This window comes from Acidocella sp. C78 (genome assembly GCF_907164655.1).
Map to the genome: position 1 here is coordinate 56,937 of NZ_CAJQZK010000002.1, position 17,922 is coordinate 74,858.

The 17,922-nt window shown below is 65.4% G+C and carries 16 protein-coding genes, 1 tRNA gene and 2 pseudogenes; 18 read left to right on the plus strand and 1 reads right to left on the minus strand.

Annotation, left to right across the window (positions count from 1 at the left end; all coding sequences use genetic code 11):
* The first annotated feature begins 21 nt into the window (after positions 1–21).
* The 18 genes and pseudogenes from ACIDOCELLA78_RS99135 to ACIDOCELLA78_RS99220 all read left to right on the plus strand — a co-directional run bounded on the left by ACIDOCELLA78_RS99135 (position 22) and on the right by ACIDOCELLA78_RS99220 (position 17,764).
* On the plus strand, positions 22–849 hold the full coding sequence (locus ACIDOCELLA78_RS99135) for an IS5 family transposase (RefSeq protein WP_201727504.1): 828 nt from the start codon (positions 22–24) through the stop codon (positions 847–849).
* Between the two features lie 25 nt (positions 850–874).
* A pseudogene (locus tag ACIDOCELLA78_RS99140) lies at positions 875–1,300 on the plus strand (ornithine cyclodeaminase); the annotation flags it as partial.
* A 281-nt stretch (positions 1,301–1,581) separates the two neighbouring features.
* Positions 1,582–2,124 (plus strand): hypothetical protein, encoded by a 543-nt coding sequence (locus tag ACIDOCELLA78_RS99145; RefSeq protein ID WP_201727731.1) that lies wholly within the window; start codon positions 1,582–1,584, stop codon positions 2,122–2,124.
* A gap of 373 nt (positions 2,125–2,497) precedes the next feature.
* On the plus strand, positions 2,498–2,896 hold the full coding sequence (locus tag ACIDOCELLA78_RS99150; RefSeq protein ID WP_201727732.1) for an NADH-quinone oxidoreductase subunit A: 399 nt from the start codon (positions 2,498–2,500) through the stop codon (positions 2,894–2,896).
* Positions 2,897–2,900: 4 nt separating this feature from the next.
* Complete coding sequence (locus ACIDOCELLA78_RS99155; protein WP_201727733.1) at positions 2,901–3,596, plus strand: NADH-quinone oxidoreductase subunit B; 696 nt, start codon at positions 2,901–2,903, stop codon at positions 3,594–3,596.
* Positions 3,597–3,606: 10 nt separating this feature from the next.
* Positions 3,607–5,384: pseudogene (nuoC, locus tag ACIDOCELLA78_RS99160) on the plus strand (NADH-quinone oxidoreductase subunit C/D).
* Complete coding sequence (gene nuoE / locus ACIDOCELLA78_RS99165; RefSeq protein WP_201727734.1) at positions 5,371–5,868, plus strand: NADH-quinone oxidoreductase subunit NuoE; 498 nt, start codon at positions 5,371–5,373, stop codon at positions 5,866–5,868. The pseudogene nuoC and the gene nuoE overlap by 14 nt, the downstream one beginning before the upstream one ends.
* Positions 5,868–7,172, plus strand: coding sequence for an NADH-quinone oxidoreductase subunit F (locus tag ACIDOCELLA78_RS99170; RefSeq protein ID WP_201727735.1), 1,305 nt, complete (start codon positions 5,868–5,870; stop codon positions 7,170–7,172). Before nuoE ends, ACIDOCELLA78_RS99170 begins: the two co-directional genes overlap by 1 nt.
* A complete protein-coding gene (gene nuoG, locus ACIDOCELLA78_RS99175) occupies positions 7,169–8,395 on the plus strand; it encodes an NADH-quinone oxidoreductase subunit NuoG (RefSeq protein ID WP_249675040.1) in 1,227 nt (408 codons plus the stop codon). The genes ACIDOCELLA78_RS99170 and nuoG overlap by 4 nt, the downstream gene beginning before the upstream one ends.
* A 155-nt stretch (positions 8,396–8,550) precedes the next feature.
* A complete protein-coding gene (locus tag ACIDOCELLA78_RS99180; RefSeq protein ID WP_374223221.1) occupies positions 8,551–9,876 on the plus strand; it encodes a molybdopterin-dependent oxidoreductase in 1,326 nt (441 codons plus the stop codon).
* Positions 9,873–10,844: an NADH-quinone oxidoreductase subunit NuoH gene (nuoH, locus tag ACIDOCELLA78_RS99185; protein WP_201727736.1), complete on the plus strand. Its 972-nt coding sequence runs from the start codon at positions 9,873–9,875 to the stop codon at positions 10,842–10,844. The genes ACIDOCELLA78_RS99180 and nuoH overlap by 4 nt, the downstream gene beginning before the upstream one ends.
* Before the next feature lie 13 nt (positions 10,845–10,857).
* Positions 10,858–11,370, plus strand: a complete 513-nt coding sequence (gene nuoI, locus ACIDOCELLA78_RS99190) for an NADH-quinone oxidoreductase subunit NuoI (RefSeq protein WP_007423370.1) — start codon at positions 10,858–10,860, stop codon at positions 11,368–11,370.
* 31 nt (positions 11,371–11,401) lie between these two features.
* Positions 11,402–11,902 carry an NADH-quinone oxidoreductase subunit J gene (gene nuoJ / locus ACIDOCELLA78_RS99195; RefSeq protein ID WP_201727737.1) on the plus strand — a complete coding sequence of 167 codons (501 nt, stop codon included), beginning with the start codon at positions 11,402–11,404 and terminating at the stop codon, positions 11,900–11,902.
* A 4-nt stretch (positions 11,903–11,906) separates the two neighbouring features.
* Positions 11,907–12,215 carry an NADH-quinone oxidoreductase subunit NuoK gene (nuoK, locus tag ACIDOCELLA78_RS99200; protein ID WP_174502903.1) on the plus strand — a complete coding sequence of 103 codons (309 nt, stop codon included), beginning with the start codon at positions 11,907–11,909 and terminating at the stop codon, positions 12,213–12,215.
* 4 nt (positions 12,216–12,219) lie between these two features.
* A complete protein-coding gene (nuoL, locus tag ACIDOCELLA78_RS99205; protein ID WP_201727738.1) occupies positions 12,220–14,076 on the plus strand; it encodes an NADH-quinone oxidoreductase subunit L in 1,857 nt (618 codons plus the stop codon).
* Positions 14,073–15,590, plus strand: coding sequence for an NADH-quinone oxidoreductase subunit M (gene nuoM / locus ACIDOCELLA78_RS99210; RefSeq protein ID WP_201727739.1), 1,518 nt, complete (start codon positions 14,073–14,075; stop codon positions 15,588–15,590). The genes nuoL and nuoM overlap by 4 nt, the downstream gene beginning before the upstream one ends.
* Positions 15,587–17,041 carry an NADH-quinone oxidoreductase subunit N gene (locus tag ACIDOCELLA78_RS99215; protein ID WP_201727740.1) on the plus strand — a complete coding sequence of 485 codons (1,455 nt, stop codon included), beginning with the start codon at positions 15,587–15,589 and terminating at the stop codon, positions 17,039–17,041. Before nuoM ends, ACIDOCELLA78_RS99215 begins: the two co-directional genes overlap by 4 nt.
* 291 nt (positions 17,042–17,332) lie before the next feature.
* Entirely contained in the window at positions 17,333–17,764 is a 432-nt protein-coding gene (locus ACIDOCELLA78_RS99220) for a CBS domain-containing protein (RefSeq protein WP_201727741.1), read from the plus strand.
* Between the two features lie 48 nt (positions 17,765–17,812).
* Here ACIDOCELLA78_RS99220 and ACIDOCELLA78_RS99225 read toward each other — a convergent pair.
* Positions 17,813–17,887, minus strand: a tRNA-Thr gene (locus ACIDOCELLA78_RS99225).
* Between the last annotated feature and the right edge of the window lie 35 nt (positions 17,888–17,922).

Below are 17,922 nucleotides of genomic sequence, written 5' to 3' on the forward strand. Positions count from 1 at the left end.
GCGAAGACGGACGGAGACACGATGACCTGGACTGAAATCGCTCGGCGACGATATTGCCGGGCCGGATTGCGCTACGCAAGCGACCTCACCGACGCTGAATGGGCCATGATCGAGCCGTTCATGCCCGCTCCGCAGCATCGAGGCCGACCCCGAAGGGTGGCGCTTCGAAGGATTGTGGAGGCCATCTTCTACATGCTGGCAACCGGCTGTCAGTGGCGCCAGATCCCGAAGGAATTCGCTCCGTTCACCACCGTGCAGGGGTATTTCTACCGCTTCTGTCGTGACGGCACGTTCGATCGCATCAATCACGTCCTAGTCATGCAGGCGCGGGAAATGGCCGGACGCGAGGCTTCGCCCACAGCCGGTGTGATCGACAGTCAGTCGGTCAAGACCACCGAAGCCGGCGGGCCGCGCGGGTTCGATGCCGGAAAGAAGATCAAGGGCCGCAAGCGCCACATCATCACAGATACAATCGGCCACCTCGTCGGTGCCGTCGTTCATCATGCCGGTATTCAGGACCGCGACGGGGCGCCCGACGTGCTCAAATCCGTCAAATCCCTGTATCCCTGGTTGCGGCACATATTCGCTGACGGCGGTTATGCCGGTCCTAAACTCAATGGACGCCTCGCCAAAATCGGCAAATGGACCATACAGATCGTAAAGCGCTCCGACGCCGCGAGCGGGTTTGAACTCCTGCCGCGGCGCTGGGTGGTAGAAAGAACCTTCGCCTGGCTCGGCAGATGCCGACGTCTCGCAAGGGATTTCGAGGCCACCGTTACCAGCGCCACCGCATGGCTCTTCCTCGCCCATATCCGCCTGCTCACACGAAAAATCGCCCGTCACCGATAGTCGCACTACCATTCAGATTCGGGCTCTGAGCGACAACATGGTTGGCTCGGGAGTTCATATCAATGCGGTCGGCGGTGACTGTCCTGGAAAAACCGAACTGCATCGGGATATTTTGCTGCGTTCGGATATATTTGTCGAATACATGCCACAGACCCGTATCGAGGGGGAAATTCAGCAACTTCCCGCGGATCATCCGGTCACGGAACTTTGGGAGGTGATTTGCGGGACGGCCGAGGGGCGGCGGGATGCGAGACAGATCACGGTGTTCGACTCGGTCGGCTTTGCGACGGAGGATTTTTCGGCGCTGCGCTATGTCCGCTCATTGCTGGCGGGAACGGGGCTTTACGACGAACTCGACATGCTGGCCGATCCCGACGAACCGCGAGACTTGTTTGGCATGCTGCTCAGGGCCTCCAAGGGGCCGGCCAGCGATGACGACCGCGCGGGATAAAGATGCTCCAAGCCGAATTTCGTCGCCTGTTGATCCAGATCATGTCGGGGAACCGTGAAAGCATTGTATTGACGAGACAGACGTTTCTCCCAGACGTTTTTTTCCCTGTTCCAAACTAATGCCCCGGCCTTGGTCGGGGCTTCTTTTGTTTCGATTTACGGTATCGATTTTTATTTATGAATTTTATCAAATTGTTTGATAACATTATTAATTATATATTCATGATTAGACGATAAGCGACTCGGCGGTGAACTGAAAACCTACGAAAAGCAGGCTGGGTCATGGAGTTTTTCAAACGGTCGGAGTGGTTGTTGCTCGGGCTCCTGTCGGGCTGTTTTTCAGCGGCAATCATTGTCCTTGCCGCCAAATATACTTATGATAATCATATATATTTATTTTCGAATAAAAATTACTACAATCAGAGAAGTATGTATTATTTCAAGCAGATAAAAAATTATAGAAATCTTGAGCCAGGTCAGTTGATTCATATGATCAATAGCGAAAATCAAAAACAGAAAAACTTTTCAATTTCATTCGATCAAAGCAATACAAATAAATACAGAATAAATATAAAAAATATTTCTGAAACCACCTGTCGATTCATGGTGGATATGTCTTTCAGTTCAAACATAATAAAGGATGTTTCGATCAATAAAAAATCGATCGCCATGTTTCAGGTTCAGCCAGTCGAAGGGCCTTTCATCCGGGTGAATGGCAAGGCTGTCACGCTCGCTCAGGATGACTATGCTCGAAGACAATGCCGGGCCAGCGGAACGGGACTCCGGATCGGCCTCGGTATTGTTATCCATCCGCGCGATGATTGATGCTCTATTTATCAATGCCATAGAGCACTCCATCCGATCCGGATGGATCGGAAAGCGCTCCAGAAAAAACAATTATCTCCGGCTCGGGCGGCGGCGGACATGTCGGGCAGGCGTCATGCGTTTCGGGTTCGCCGCGGGGCGACGGGCGCCCTCCGCCGTGATGCGCTTCATTCGCCTCTTGCCGTTTGTCCGTCGCACGGGGCGATAACATATTGATTTTCATGCCGTTGGAAATTTGAATATTCCCATTGATGAAAGTCTTCTTGACAGACGGCAAGTGAGTAGTGTCAGTTAAGAAACTAATAGTCCTGTCGTTTTGCGGTTGGCATCGTTTTTCGCGGTGTCCGCGCTGCTGGTGGGAAGGACGTCGACTATGGAGTATTCAGCCCATTATTGGGTAATGCTGCTGTATACCTGTTGCGTGGTCGTGCTGGTCGCGGGCATGATCGGGGTGTCCCACTTTCTTGGTCAGCGGCACCTGAAGCGGGCCACCAGCGAGCCCTTTGAATCCGGCATCGTCACCGTGGGCTACGCCCGCTTCCGGCTGCCCGTGCAGTTCTATCTGATTGCGATGTTCTTCGTGATCTTCGATCTTGAAGCGGCGTATCTCTATGCGTGGGCCACCGCCGTTCATGAAGCGGGATGGACCGGCTATTGCGTGATCGCGGTCTTCGTTCTCGCGCTGCTTGCCGCGCTCGTCTATCTGTGGCGCGCGGGGGCGCTGGAATGGGGGCCGAGGCCGCGGCGGCTTGCCAGGGCGCGGGGGCGCTGAGGCGATGCGGTTCACCTTCGGCAAAGGCGGAACGGGACAACAGGCTTCCACGACGGCGCCGCTGCTCCGCGGCCTCGGCGCCGCCGGCCATCCGCCCGCCGCATCCCCCGGCGGCGGCACCTTCACCGACGCCGTGCGCCGCAACGTCGCCCTCGGCCGGCTGGAGGACATGGTGGCCTGGGGGCGGAAATATTCGATCTGGCCGTTCAATTTCGGCCTCTCCTGCTGCTATGTCGAGATGGCGACGGCCTTCACCAGCAAGTTCGACATCGCCCGGTTCGGCTCGGAAGTGCTGCGCGCCACCCCGCGCGAGGCCGACCTGATCGTCATCTCCGGCACCGTCTTCGTGAAGATGGCGCCCGTCATCAAGTATCTCTACGACCAGATGCTGGAGCCGCGCTGGGTGATCTCGATGGGCGCCTGCGCCAATTCGGGCGGGATGTATGACATCTACGCCGTCGTTCAGGGCGCTGACAGCTTCCTGCCCGTCGATGTCTACGTGCCCGGCTGCCCGCCGCGGCCGGACGCGCTGCTTGAAGGGCTGACGCTGTTGCAGAATTCGATCGGCTCCGAACGCCGGCCGCTGAGCTGGATGATCGGGCCCAACGGCGCCGAGAAGATCGAGCGGCCCAGCTTCCGCGATCTCAAACACCAGGAGAGGCAAGCGGCCGGCAGCCTCCCCACGCCGGACAGCGTGTAGGGAGGGCGGGATGCTGACGGAATTCAACAGCATCCCCGCCACAGAGGCCGAACAGCGCATCGTGTCCGACCTGGTCCGCACGCTCGGGCCGATCGCGTTCACCCTGCAACAGACCGCCGACCAAATCCCGACCATCTGGATCGATCGCGACATCCTGCACGCCGTGATCCGGCACCTGCGCGAGGGCGCAGCGCAGCGGTTCCAGATGCTCTATGACCTCACCGCGATCGACGAACGCCAGCGCGTCCATCGCGACGGCCTGCCGAAAGCCGATTTCACCCTCGTCTATCATCTCGTCTCCTTCGAGCGGAACGACGATGTGCGCATCAAGGTGCCGCTCGCCGAGGGCGCGCTGGAGGTGAGAAGCATCGCGGATATCTGGCCCAACGCCAACTGGTATGAGCGCGAGGTCTGGGACATGTTCGGCATCGGCTTCGCCGGCCACCCGACCCTGTTCCGCATCCTCACGCCGCCGACCTGGACCGGGCATCCGCTGCGCAAGGACTATATCGCCCGTGCCACCGAAATGGGCCCCTACATCCTCACCGAGGAGAAGGAGCGCGCCGAACAGGAGGCGCTGCGCTTCAACCCCGAGGCCTGGGGCATGAAGCGGCACAGCGAGAACTCCGACTTCATGTTCCTCAATCTCGGCCCCAACCATCCGAGCGTCCACGGCGTGTTCCGCATCATCCTCCAGCTCGAGGGCGAGGAAATCGTCGACGCCGTGCCCGAGATCGGCTTTCATCATCGCGGCGCCGAGAAGATGGCCGAGCGCCAGTCCTGGCACACCTACATCCCCTATACCGACCGCATCGACTATCTCGGCGGCGTGATGAACAACTTCCCCTACGTGATGGCGGTCGAGCGCCTCGCCGGGATCGAGGTGCCCTCCCGCGCGCAGATGATCCGCATCATGCTCGCCGAGCTGTTCCGCATCGCGAGCCATCTCGTTTTCTACGGCACCATGTCGCAGGATGTCGGCCAGCTTTCGCCGGTCTTCTACATGTTCTCCGACCGCGAGCGGGTGTTCCAGATCATCGAGGCGATCTGCGGCTTCCGCATGCATCCGGCCTGGTTCCGCATCGGCGGTGTCGCGGCGGATCTGCCGCAGGGCTGGGACCGGATGATCCGCGACTATCTCGACTACCAGTCGAAGCGGCTCGATGAATACGACAAGCTCGTCATGCGAAACCGCCTCTTCAAGGCGCGCACGATCGGCGTTGGCGCCTACACGCTGGAGGAGGCGCTGGACTGGGGCGTGACCGGCCCCGGGCTGCGCGCCTGCGGCCTTGGCTGGGACTATCGCCGCGAGCGCCCCTATTCGGGATACGACCAGCTCGAGTTCGACATTCCGATCTGCCACAACGGCGACTGTTACGACCGCGTGGTCGTCCATATCGAGGAAATCCGCCAGAGCCTGCGCATCATCCGCCAGTGCCTCAACAACATGCCGCCCGGCCCTACAAGTCCGACCACCGGCTGACGACGCCGCCGCTCAAGGAGCGGACGATGCAGGACATCGAAACCCTCATCACCCATTTCCTCAATGTCAGCTGGGGGCCCGTTCTGCCGCCGGGCGAGGCGATGGTCAGCATCGAGGCGACCAAGGGCATCAACGGCTATTACCTGGTCGCCGATGGCGACACCGTCTCCTACCGCACCCGCATCCGCACCCCCTCCTTTCCCCATCTGCAGATGATCCCGCTGATCAGCCGCGGCGCCTATGTCGCCGATCTGATCGCGATCATCGGCAGCATCGATTTCGTGATGGCCGATGTCGACCGCTGAACACGATCCGGCATCGGCGCCGCTCGATCCCGCCCTGCGCGAGACGATCGCCACTCTCAGGCGGGAGTCCGAAACCCCGCGCGCCGCCGGGATCGACGCGCTGAAGGCGGTGCAGAAGCGCCACGGCCATGTCTCCGACGACCATCTCGCCGAAGTGGCCGCCCTTCTCGACATGACGCCCGCCGAGCTTGATGGCGTCGCCACCTTCTACAACCTGATCTTCCGCCGCCCGGTGGGCCGGCATGTCATTCTGCTGTGCGACAGCGTGGCCTGCTGGGTGATGGGCGCCACCGCCGCGCGCAACCTGCTGCGCCAGCGCCTCGGCATCGAGCCGGGGGAAACCACGCCGGACGGCCGCTTTACCCTTCTGCCGATCGTCTGCCTCGGCTGCTGTGACCGCGCCCCGGCGATGATGATCGGCGACGACCTGCACGGCGACCTCACCCCCGAGCGGATCGACGCGATCCTGGAGCAATACAGGTGATGGCGATGGTGGACAGACCGCTCACTTCATACATCCAGCCCGGCCGCCAGCCGCTCGACATCGCCGGCTACGAGCGCGCCGGCGGCTATGCGGCGATGCGCAAGGCCTTCGGCATGTCGCCGGAACGCGTCGTCGAGGAGGTCAAGCGGGCGAAGGTGCGCGGCCGCGGCGGCGCGGGCTTCCCCGCCGGCCGCAAATGGGAAGGCGTGCAGCACGGCGAGGATGCGCCGCGCCACCGCTACCTCATCATCAATGCCGACGAGATGGAGCCCGGCAGCTTCAAGGACCGTCTCCTGCTCGAAGCCGCGCCGCATCTGATGATCGAGGGGATCATCATCGGCGCCTTCGCGGTTCAGGCCGAGACCGCCTATATCTTCGTCCGCGGCGAATACGTGCTGGCGATGGAGCGGCTCTCCCGCGCCGTGGCCGAGGCCGAGGCGCGCGGCTATCTGGGCGCCGACATCCTGGGCTCCGGCTTCTCGCTCACCATCCACGTCCATGGCAGCGGCGGGCGCTATATCTGCGGCGAGGCCAGCGCGTTGTTTTCCGCGCTGGAGGGCAAGCGCGCCGTGCCGCGCACCCGCCCGCCGCGCTCGACGACCAGCGGCCTGTGGGGCAAGCCGACCGTCGTCAACAATGTCGAAACGCTGTGCTGCGTGCCCTCGATCATCGAGCGCGGCGCGGACTGGTTTCTCGGCCTGAGCCGTAGCGCGACCGAAGGCGGCACCAAGCTCTACGGCGTCAGCGGCCGGGTCAAGCGCCCGGGTCTGTGGGAACTGCCGGTGGGCACGCCGCTCAACGAGATCATCGAGGAGCATGCCGGCGGCATGCGCGAGGGCTACGAGGCGCGCGCGGTGCTGCCCGGCGGCGCGTCGACCGCGTTCATCATGCGCGAGACTTTCGACGTCCCGATGGATTTCGACTCCGTCGGCAAGATCGGCAGCTGGCTCGGCACCGCCAACATCCTGGTGCTGGACCAGAGGCGCTGCCCGGTCGGCCTGCTGCGCAACATCGAGCATTTCTTCGCCCAGGAATCCTGCGGCTGGTGCACCCCCTGCCGCGACGGGCTGCCCTGGGTCGAGCGCATTCTCGCGGCGCTGGAAGCCGGCGAGGGCGCGGCGGATGACATCGAGCTGCTCGCCCACCATGTCGACTTCCTCGGCCCCGGCCGCACCTTCTGCGATCTCGCCCCCGGCGCGATGGCGCCGCTGCGCAGCGGCCTGAAATTCTTCCGTGAGGAATTCGAACGACATGTCAGTGAAGGGCGCTGCCCCTGGCACGACACGGCGGAGGGCTGGGCATGACGACCTTCGAGGTGGACGGCAAGACCCTGACCGCGAAGCCCGATGAAAACCTGCTCCAGGCCTGCCTCGGCGCCGGGCTCGACCTGCCGTATTTCTGCTGGCACCCGGCGCTCGATTCGGTCGGCGCCTGCCGGCAATGCGCGGTCAAGCAGTATGACGGGCCGGACGACCAGACCGGCCGCATGGTGATGGCCTGCATGACCCCGGTGCCGGAGGGCGCGCGCTTCTCGATCGCCGATCCCGAGGTTGTCGCTTTCCGCGCCAGCGTGATCGAGTGGCTGATGGTCAACCACCCGCATGACTGTCCGGTCTGCGAAGAGGGCGGCGAATGCCACCTGCAGGACATGACGGTGATGACCGGCCACACCTATCGCCGCTACCGCTTCACCAAGCGCACCCATCGCAACCAGGATCTCGGGCCGTTCATCAAGCACGAGATGAACCGCTGCATCGCCTGTTACCGCTGTTCACGCTTCTATCGCGACTATGCCGGCGGCCGGGATATCGATGTTTTCGCCGCCCATGATCACGTCTATTTCGGCCGCCACGCCGATGGCGCGCTGGAGAGCGAGTTCAGCGGCAATCTCATCGAGATCTGCCCGACCGGCGTGTTTACCGACAAGACGTTTTCCGCCCATTACGTCCGCAAATGGGACATGCGGGGCGCGCCCTCGATCTGCGCCCATTGCGGCCTTGGCTGCAACACCATCGCCAATGCCCGCGCGGATCGCCTGCGCCGGATCGTCAATCGCTACAACGGCGCGGTCAATACCTATTTCCTCTGCGATCGCGGGCGCTTCGGCTATGGCTTCGTCAACCAACCCGACCGTCTGCGCGCGGCGATGGGGCGCGGCGATGATGGAAGCCTGGCGGCGATCGACCGCGACGACGCGATCGCCCGGCTCGCCGACCTGCTGCGCGCCGGCGGCACCGTCATCGGCATCGGCTCGCCGCGCGCCTCGCTGGAATCGAACCACGTTTTGCGCCAGCTCGTCGGCGACCGGAATTTCTACCCCGGCGTCAGCGCGGGGAGGCGCGCCTGTTGCGCCTCGTCGCCGATATTCTCGGCTCGGGCGCCGTGCATGTCCCCTCGCTGCGCGAGATGGAGACGGCGGATACGGTGCTTGTTCTCGGCTCGGACCTGCCCAACGCCGCCCCGCGCGCGGCGCTCTCCATCCGTCAGGCTTCGCGCGGCGCCGGCATCGCGCGGGCGGCGGCGGTGAAAATTCCCGTCTGGCAGGATACCGGCGTGCGCAATCACGCCGGCGACACGCGAAGCCCCGTGTTTATCGCCACCCCCGCCTCGACACGGCTGGACGACATCGCCCAGCGCGCCCTCCGCGCCGCGCCGGACGACATCGCGCGGCTCGGCTTCGCGGTGGCCGCCCGGATCGACCCCGCGGCACCGGATGTTCCCGATATCACCGAAGACCTCGCCGCCGCCGCGCGCGAGATCGCCGAGGCGCTGCTCGCCGCGCCGAACCCGCTCGTCGTCTCCGGCGTCGAGAGCGGCGAGGAGAGCATCATCCGCGCCGCCGCCAACATCGCCGCCGCCCTGCGCGCCCGCGGCAAGACGCCGGCGCTGCTGCTGAACGTTCCCGAATGCAACAGCCTCGGCCTCGCCCTGATGGCGGCGGGGGAGGCCAGTGTCGAAACCGCGCTGGCGCGGCGGGCATCCCTCGTCATCGTGATCGAGAACGACCTCGACCGCCGCGCGCCGGCGGCGGCGATCGAGGCCGGGCTCGCCGCCGCGCGCCTCGTGGTGCTCGACCATTCCGACAGCCCCACCACGCGCCGCGCCGATCTCGTCCTGCCCGCCGCGAGCTTCGCCGAGGCCGAAGGCACCCTGGTCAGCGCCGAGGGGCGGGCGCAGCGCTTCTACCCGCCGATCATCGCCGAAGACGGCATCGCCGAATCCTGGCGCTGGCTTGTCGCCGCCGCCCGCACGGCGGGTCTCGACGCCTGCGAGGGCCTGACCACGATCGAGGCCATTGCCGCGGCCCTGGCGGCGGCGATGCCGCGTTTCGCCGGCCTGCCTGCTGTCGCGCCGCCGGCGGATTTCCGGGTCGTCGGCTCCCGCATCGCCAGCGAAACCCGGCGCTATTCCGGCCGCACCGCGATCGATGCCGGGCGCAGCGTCCATGAACCGATGCCGCCCGTCCCGGCGGACTCGCCCTTCAGCGCGACGATGGAAGGCCATCACGGCACCATCCCGCCGGCCCTGCGCCCGGTGTTCTGGGCGCCGGGCTGGAACTCGGTGCAGTCGCTCAACCGCTTCCAGGCGGAAATCGACGGCCCGCTCAAGGGCGGCGATCCCGGCGTGCGCCTGCTCGAAGCGCGGCCGGACGCCACGCTTCGCTACGACGCAACGATCCCCGCCGCGTTCTCCCCGCGGCTGGACGAGTGGCGCGCGGTCCTGCTGCCCCGCGTCTTCAATGACGATGAACAGGCCGGCCGCGCCCCGGCGATCCGTGACCGCGCGGCACCACCCGCGCTCGTCCTCAACGCCGCGGACGCAGCCTCGCTCGGCGTCGCCGCCGGCCAGCCTGTTTCCTGCGCGATCGGCGATGCGCGGGAGGATCTGGCGGTCGAGATCGATCCCGCCCTGCCGCGCGGGGTCGTGGGTCTCGCCGGCCTCGCGCAGACGGCGCACGCCGTGCCCGCATGGCTGCGGCTGCGCCCGGCGGAGCCGAAGGTGTCATGACCCACGGCAACGAGATCGTCATCGGCCTGCTGAACGTCGTGATCGGCCTCGCGGTGCTGATGGCGGCGGCTGGCCTGCTGACCTGGATCGAGCGCCGCCTGCTCGGCTTCTGGCAGGACCGTTACGGCCCCAACCGCGCCGGCCCCTTCGGCGTGCTCCAGGTCGTCGCCGACGGGATCAAGCTGCTTTTCAAGCAGGATTGGATTCCCCCCTTCGCCGACCCGGTCATTTTCGTCATCGCCCCGGCGATCTCGATGGTCACGGTGATGCTCGCCATCGCCGTTGTTCCGGCGACGCCGATGATCGGCATCATCGGCAATCTCAATGTCGGCCTGCTGTTCTTTCTCGCGATGAGCGGGCTCGGCGTCTACTCGGTGGTGCTCGCCGGATGGTCGTCGAACAACAAGTTCTCGCTTCTCGGCGGCATGCGCGCCGCCGCCCAGATGGTCAGCTACGAGGTCTTCATGGGGCTGTCGCTGGTGGGCGTGGTGATGCTCGCGGGCTCGTTCAACCTGACCGATGTCGTCCACAGCCAGCGGCATCTCTGGTACGTGGTGCCGCAATTCATCGGCTTCGTCGTCTTCTTCCTCGGCGGCATCGCCGAAACCCATCGCCTTCCGTTCGATTTGCCCGAGGGCGAGAACGAACTCGGCGCCGGGTTCCACACCGAGTATTCCGGCATGAAGTTCGGCATGTTCTTCGTCGGCGAATATATCGGCATCATCGTCGTCTCGGCGATGACGACGGTGCTGTTCCTCGGCGGCTGGTATGGCCCGCTGCTGCCGCCGTTTCTCTGGTTCGCGATCAAGACCGGGTTTTTCGTCGCCTTCTTCATCCTGCTGCGCGCCGCCCTGCCGCGCCCGCGCTACGATCAGTTCATGGCGTTCGGCTGGAAAATCCTGCTGCCGCTCACCTTGCTGAACATTCTCGTCACCGGCGCGCTGATGCTCGCCGGGCCGGCCGCATGAAGGGGAGGGGGTCATGCTGAGTTCGCTGGTCACGCTCTGGTACACGTTCCTGCATTTGTTCCAGCGCAACGTGACGGTGTCGTATCCCGACGAGATGCCCTATCTCGCGCCGCGCTATCGCGGCCGGATCGTGCTCACCCGCGACCCGGACGGCGAGGAACGCTGCGTCTCCTGCTATCTCTGCGCGGTCGCCTGCCCGGTCGACTGCATCAGCCTGCAGAAAACCGAAGCCGAGGGGCGCTGGTATCCCGAATTCTTCCGCATCAATTTCTCCCGCTGCATCTTCTGCGGCTTCTGCGAGGAGGCCTGCCCGACCTACGCGATCCAGCTCACCCCGGATTTCGAGATGAGCGAATACGACCGGCAGAACCTCGTCTACGAGAAGGAGCACCTGCTGATCAGCGGCACCGGCAAGTATCCCGACTACAATTTCTACCGCGTGTCCGGCCTCGCGATCCCGGGCAAGGACAAGGGCGAGGCCGCGCGCGAGCGCAAGCCGATCGACACGCGCAGCCTGCTGCCATGAACCGCGACGGGAGGGGAAGGCATAACGGATCATGAACGCCACCTTCGTCATCTCCGCGATCATCGCGGTCGTCGCGACGGCGATGATGATCACCCGCCCGTCCGCGGTGCACGGGCTGCTCTATCTCACGGTCTCGCTGCTCGCCGTCGCGCTCGTGTTCTTCGTGCTCGGCGCGCCCTTCGCCGCGGCGCTCGAAGTCATCATCTATGCCGGCGCCATCATGGTGCTGTTCGTCTTCGTCATCATGATGCTGAACATCGGCGAGGCGGCGGCCCGGCTCGAAAGCAGCTGGCTTCGCCCCGCAACCTGGATCGGCCCGTCGATCCTGGCCCTGCTGCTGGCCATCGAACTCGGCGGTGTCGCCCTCTCCGGCGGCCTGCCGCGGCCCGCCGCCGCGGTGATCGGCCCGCATGCGGTCGGCGTCGCGCTGGTCGGCCCCTACATGCTCGCGGTCGAGCTGGCCTCGTTCCTGCTGCTCGCCGGGCTGGTCGCGGCGTTTCATCTCGGCCGCTCGATCATGGGACCGGAGTAGCGCGATGGCGACGGTTCCGCTCGACCAGGGTCTGCTGCTCGCCGCGATCCTTTTCGCGCTCGGCCTCGTCGGCGTGCTGGTCCGCCGCAACCTGCTGTTCATGCTGATGTCGCTCGAGGTGATGCTGAACGCGGCCGGCGTCGCCTTCATCGTCGCCGGCGCCCGCTGGGCCTCGCCGGACGGGCAGATCATGTTCATCCTCGTGCTCACGCTCGCCGCCGCGGAAGTCTCGGTCGGGCTGGCGCTCATCCTGCTGATGCACCGGCGCATTCCCACGCTCGACGCCGATGCCGGCGACGGTCTGAGAGGGTAGAACGATGCAGCATTTTCTCTGGCTCGTCCCCGCCCTGCCGCTGCTCGGCTCGATCGTGCTCATGCTCGGTGCCGGGCGACTGTCGCACCGCGCCGAGGCGCTGACCGGCGTGCTTTCGGTGGGCCTCGCCGCCGTCATCGCCTTCGCCATCGCCGGCGCCTTCCTGCTGCACCCGCCGCCGGGCGCCGCCTACCAGCAGGCCCTGTGGCGCTGGTTCGCGGTCGGGCGTTTTTCCTTCGGCATCACCCTGCGGGTCGATCCGCTCTCGCTGCTGATGATGCTCGTCACCAGCGGCGTCGGCTTCCTCATCCACCTGTTCTCGACCGAATTCATGGAGGGCGAGGACGGCTATGGCCGCTTCTTCGCCTATCTCAACCTCTTCGTCGCCGCGATGCTGCTGCTGGTGATGGCTGACAATTTCCTCGCCCTCTACGCCGGCTGGGAAGGGGTCGGGCTCTGTTCCTATCTGCTGATCGGCTTCTGGTGGCGCGACCCCGCCAACGGGCTCGCCGCGCGCAAGGCCTTCATCGTCACCCGCGTCGGCGATACCGCCTTCCTGATCGGCCTGCTGCTGATCGCCAGCCGCCTCGGCACGCTGAACATCGCCGGGGCGATGCGCGAGGCCGCCCACACCTGGCATGTCGGCGCGCCGGCCGCGACGCTGATCGCCTTCCTCCTGCTCGGCGGCGCCGTCGGCAAGTCCGCGCAGTTGCCGCTGCAGACCTGGCTGCCCGACGCGATGGCCGGCCCCACCCCGGTCAGCGCGCTCATCCACGCCGCGACGATGGTCACCGCCGGCGTCTACCTCATCGCCCGCACCCATGTGCTGTTCCTGCTCGCGCCGGCGGCGGAAATCACCGTCGGCATCGTCGGCGCGGCGACCCTGCTGCTCGCCGGCTTCAGCGCGCTGGCGCAGAACGACATCAAGCGCATCCTCGCCTATTCGACGATGAGCCAGATCGGCTACATGTTCCTTGCCCTCGGCGTCGGCGCCTGGCGCGCGGCGATGTTCCACTTCATGACGCACGCCTTCTTCAAGGCGCTGCTGTTCCTCTCGGCCGGCGCCGTCACCATGCGCCTGCATCACGAGCAGGACATCTACCGGATGGGCGGCCTCGCCCGGCGCCTGCCCGCCGCCTTCTGGAGCTTCCTGATCGGCAGCGCCGCCCTCGCCGCCCTGCCGCTGATCACCTCGGGGTTCTACAGCAAGGAGGCGATCCTCTCGGGCGCCTGGGCCGACGGCAATGGCGGCCGCGTGCTCTGGCTCGCCGGCGTGATCGGCGCGTTCGTCACCGGGATCTATATCTTCCGCGCCGTCTTCATCGCCTTTTTCGGCGAGGAGCACACCCCTGTCAGCGGCGCCTATGGCTGGCGCGTCGTCATGCCGCTGGTGGTGCTCTCGGCGCTGTCGCTGGTCGGCGGCTTCATCGAGCTGCCGCCGGCCTTCGGCCACGTCACGCTGCTCTCCAGGCTCCTCGCGCCGGTGCTGCCCCCGACCAGGGAGGTGACCGACATGACCCCGCTGCTGCTCGCCAGCGCCGCCTCCATCCTCGGGATCGCGCTGGCCGCCGCGCTCTACTGGCGCCCGTCCCGCCCGCCGGCCGAAACGCCGCTCTGGCGGTTCTGGCATGGGGCCGCCGGGTTCGACGCGTTGTATGACCGCCTGCTGGTCCGCCCCGTGATCTGGGCCGCCCGCATCGACCGCGACGATTTCATCGACAGGGTCTATGACGGCGTCGCCTGGGGCACTCAGGCGCTTCACCGGGCGATCCGCCGCACCCAGACCGGCAATGTTCGCCTCTATGCCGCGAGCCTGGCCATCGGCTCGGTCGGCCTCATCGCGATCGCGGTGCTGCGATGATCCTGTTCTGGCTCATCCTGTTCCCGACGGTGGGCGGCGTGCTGGCCTGGATCGCCGGCGCGCGCGACCCGGACGCGCCGCGCTGGGTGGCGATCGCGGTGCTCACGCTCGAACTTCTCGTTGCACTCCCCCTGATCGGCGCCGCCCTCGCACCCGGCCACGGCGCCTGGATCGCGCAGTTCGACCACTCGTGGATTCCGCAGCTCGGCATCTCCTTCGAACTCGATCTCGACGGGCTGAGCCTGGTCCTGATCCTGCTGACGATCGTGCTCAGCCTCGTCTGCGTCGTGATTTCCTGGACCGAGATCACCGACCGCTCCGGCCTGTTCCACGCCAACCTGCTCTGGACCACCGCCGGCGTCATTGGCGTCTTTCTCGCGCTCGACCTGTTCCTGTTCTTCTTCTTCTGGGAACTGATGCTGGTGCCGATGTATTTCATCATCGCGCTGTGGGGGCACGAGAACCGCTCCTACGCGGCGATCAAGTTCTTCCTCTTCACCCAGGGCAGCGGCCTGCTCATGCTGGTGTCGATCCTCGTGCTCGTCTTCATCCACCAGCGCGCGACCGGCGATCTGACCTTCGACTATCTTGCGCTGCTCGGCACGAAGATGAGCCCGACGACAGGCTTCCTGCTGATGCTCGGCTTCTTCATCGCCTTCGCGGTGAAGCTGCCGGCGGTGCCGTTCCACACCTGGCTGCCGGACGCCCATACCGAAGCCCCGACCGCGGGTTCCGTGCTGCTCGCCGGCATCCTGCTGAAAACCGGCGCCTACGGCCTGATCCGTTTCGTGGTGCCGCTGTTTCCCGCGGCGGCGCATGCTTTCGCGCCGGTGGCGATGGCGCTCGCGGTCGCCGGAATTCTCTACGGCGCGCTGCTCGCCTTCGGGCAGAACGACCTCAAGCGCCTGGTCGCCTACAGCAGCGTCAGCCACATGGGCTTCGTCCTGCTCGGCGTCTTCGCCTGGAGCACGCTCGCGCTTCAGGGCGTGGTCGTGCAGATGCTGGCGCACGGCATCAGCACCGGTGCGCTCTTCGTGCTGGTCGGCGCCTTGCAGGAACGCATCCACACCCGCGACATGCGGCGCATGGGCGGGCTCTGGGGGATGGTGCCGCGCCTGTCCGCCTGCGGCATGTTCTTTGCCATCGCCTCGCTCGGCCTGCCCGGCCTCGGCAATTTCATCGGTGAATTCCTCATCCTGCTTGGCAGCTTCCAGGCCAGTGTGGTCTTCACCGTCATCGCCACTTTCGGGCTGGTCGCCGCCGCCGCCTATTCGCTGCTGCTGGTCCAGCGCGCCTTCCACGGCGCGCCGCAGGAGCCGGCGCATCATCGCGCGATCGCCGATCTCTCGCCGCCGCATCTCGCCGTCATGGCGGTGCTGGTGGTCGCCATTGTCGGGCTCGGCCTCTATCCGCAGCCGGTCGTTGACGAGGTGGCGCCGGGCCTCGCCGCCGTGCAGCACAGCGCCGCGGTCTCGGCGGCGTTGCCCGAACATGTCGCGGAGCGCGCGCCATGACCGCCCCGGCCTTGACCGCCCCGGCCTTCGCCGCCTTCGCGCCCTTCACCCTGCTCGGCGCGGTGACGATCCTGGTCATGCTGCTGATCGCCATTCGCCGCGATCATCGCCTTATCGCCCTGTCGACCATCGCCGGCCTGCTGCTTTGCTGCATCGCCCTGCCGCTCGCCGCCCCCGCATCCCCGGTCGCGGTGACGCCGCTTTTCGTGATCGACGGCGCCGCGCTGTTCTACGCCGGGCTGGTGCTCGTCTCCGCCCTGGTCGTCGCCGCGCTCTCGTGGATCTATCTCGACCGGGTGGGCGAGGGGCCGCGCGAGGAATACTATCTGCTTCTGCTCACCGCGACTCTGGGCGCCGCCATTCTGCCGGCGAGCGTGCATTTCGCCTCGTTCTTCCTCGGCATCGAAACGCTCGGCATCTCGCTGCTCGGGCTGATCGCCTATGCCGGCCCGCGCGGCAGCGCGGCCGAGGCCGGCACCAAATATCTCATCCTCAGCGGCGCCGCCTCGGCTTTTCTGCTGTTCGGCATGGCGCTGATCTATGCCGCCTTCGGCACGATGTCCTTCGCCCGCATCGGCGCGCTCGTCCATGAAGCCGGCCCGGCCGATCTCTACCGCCTCGCCGGCATCGCGCTCATTCTCGCCGGCGTCGGCTTCAAGCTCTCGCTGGTGCCGTTCCACATGTGGACGCCCGATGTGTATGAGGGCGCGCCCGCGCCGGTTACCGCCTTCATCGCCGTGGTTTCTAAAATCGCGGTCTTCGCCGTGATCCTGCGCTTCTTCGCCCTCGCCGGCGGTCATGCGGATGCCTCGCTCCGCGCCGGCATCGCCGCGGTCGCGATCCTGTCCATGCTCGCCGGCAACCTGCTCGCCCTGCTGCAGACCAACGTGAAGCGCCTGCTCGCCTATTCCTCGATCGCCCATCTGGGCTACCTGCTCGTCGCCTTTCTCGCCGCCCCGGCGCTCGGCGTGGATGCCGCGGCCTATTACCTGGCGGCCTACGCGGTCACCAGCCTCGGCGCCTTCGGCATCGTCGCCCTGCTCAGCGCGCCCGGCGCGGGGCGCGACGCCGACCGGATCGAGGATTATCGCGGCCTGTTCCGCACCCGCCCGTTCCTTGCCGCGGGCCTCGCGTTGATGCTGCTCTCGCTTGCCGGCATGCCGCCGACGATGGGCTTCATCGCCAAATTCTACCTTGTCGTCGCCGGTGTCGGCACCGCGTTGTTCTGGCCGGTCGCGGCGCTGCTGCTCGGCAGCGTGATTGGCCTGTTCTATTACCTGCGCCTGTTGATCGCGATGGGCTTGCCGCCCTCGCCGGAGGATGATCCTGCGCGTCGCCTCGATGTGCCGGTATCGGGCCGCGCTCTGATCGGTGTGCTCATGGTGGCGCTCGTGGTTCTGGGAACCTATCCCGCGCCGGTGATGTCTTTCATAAAGATGATGCTCGGGTAGAGCCTCGTCCGGCCGGGTAATTCTTCAAGAAACCCTTGCCTTTTGCATGGCTGGCCTCTGGCGTAGATCATTAAAGTACTGGTTCTGCCGGGGCGGAGGGATCATAGTTTCTGAAAACGGCTTATCGGAACCGCTCCCGTAAAGTCTTTGTTTGGCTCTTGGAGTTTGGCTCTTGGAGTTTGGCTATCGGGGTTTGGCTATCCGGATCGGAGTTCCCGAGGGGGCGTTCAGCGAGGATCGTCTTTCCGGCGATCGTGACAAGACCCGTATCGCCACGACGGAGAATGAGCGATGACAACGATTCGACAGATTCTGGACCAGAAAGGCTGGGGGGCCGTCGTCCTCAAGGGGCGGCAGTCGGTCCCCCAGGCGGCAAGGTTTCTTGCCGCGAAGCGGATCGGCGCCGCGCCGGTGGTCGACGATGGCGGCGGACTTGTCGGAATGCTGTCCGAGCGCGACATCATGAGATCGGTCGGCGATTTCGACGGCGACATCAAGACCCGCACCGTCGCGGATCTGATGACGCGCCTGGTCGCCTCTTGCACGCCCGATGTCACCATTCTCGACGCCATGCTGGCCATGACCACCAATCGCTGCCGTCATCTTCCGGTTTTTGAGGACGATACGCTCGTGGGGCTGGTGAGCATCGGCGATCTCGTGAAAGCCCGCATCGAGGAAGCCGAATTCGAGGTCGACTCCCTGAGGGCATACATCGTGTCGTGAGGGGGCCCGGCGGCCTCGACCCTTCGTTTCGAACGCAAGGAGGGGAGATGGTGCCGACACCCAGGATTGAACTGGGGACCTACTGATTACGAATCAGTTGCTCTACCGCTGAGCTATGTCGGCATGTCCCGGAGCCTATAACGAGGCTTGGCTCACCC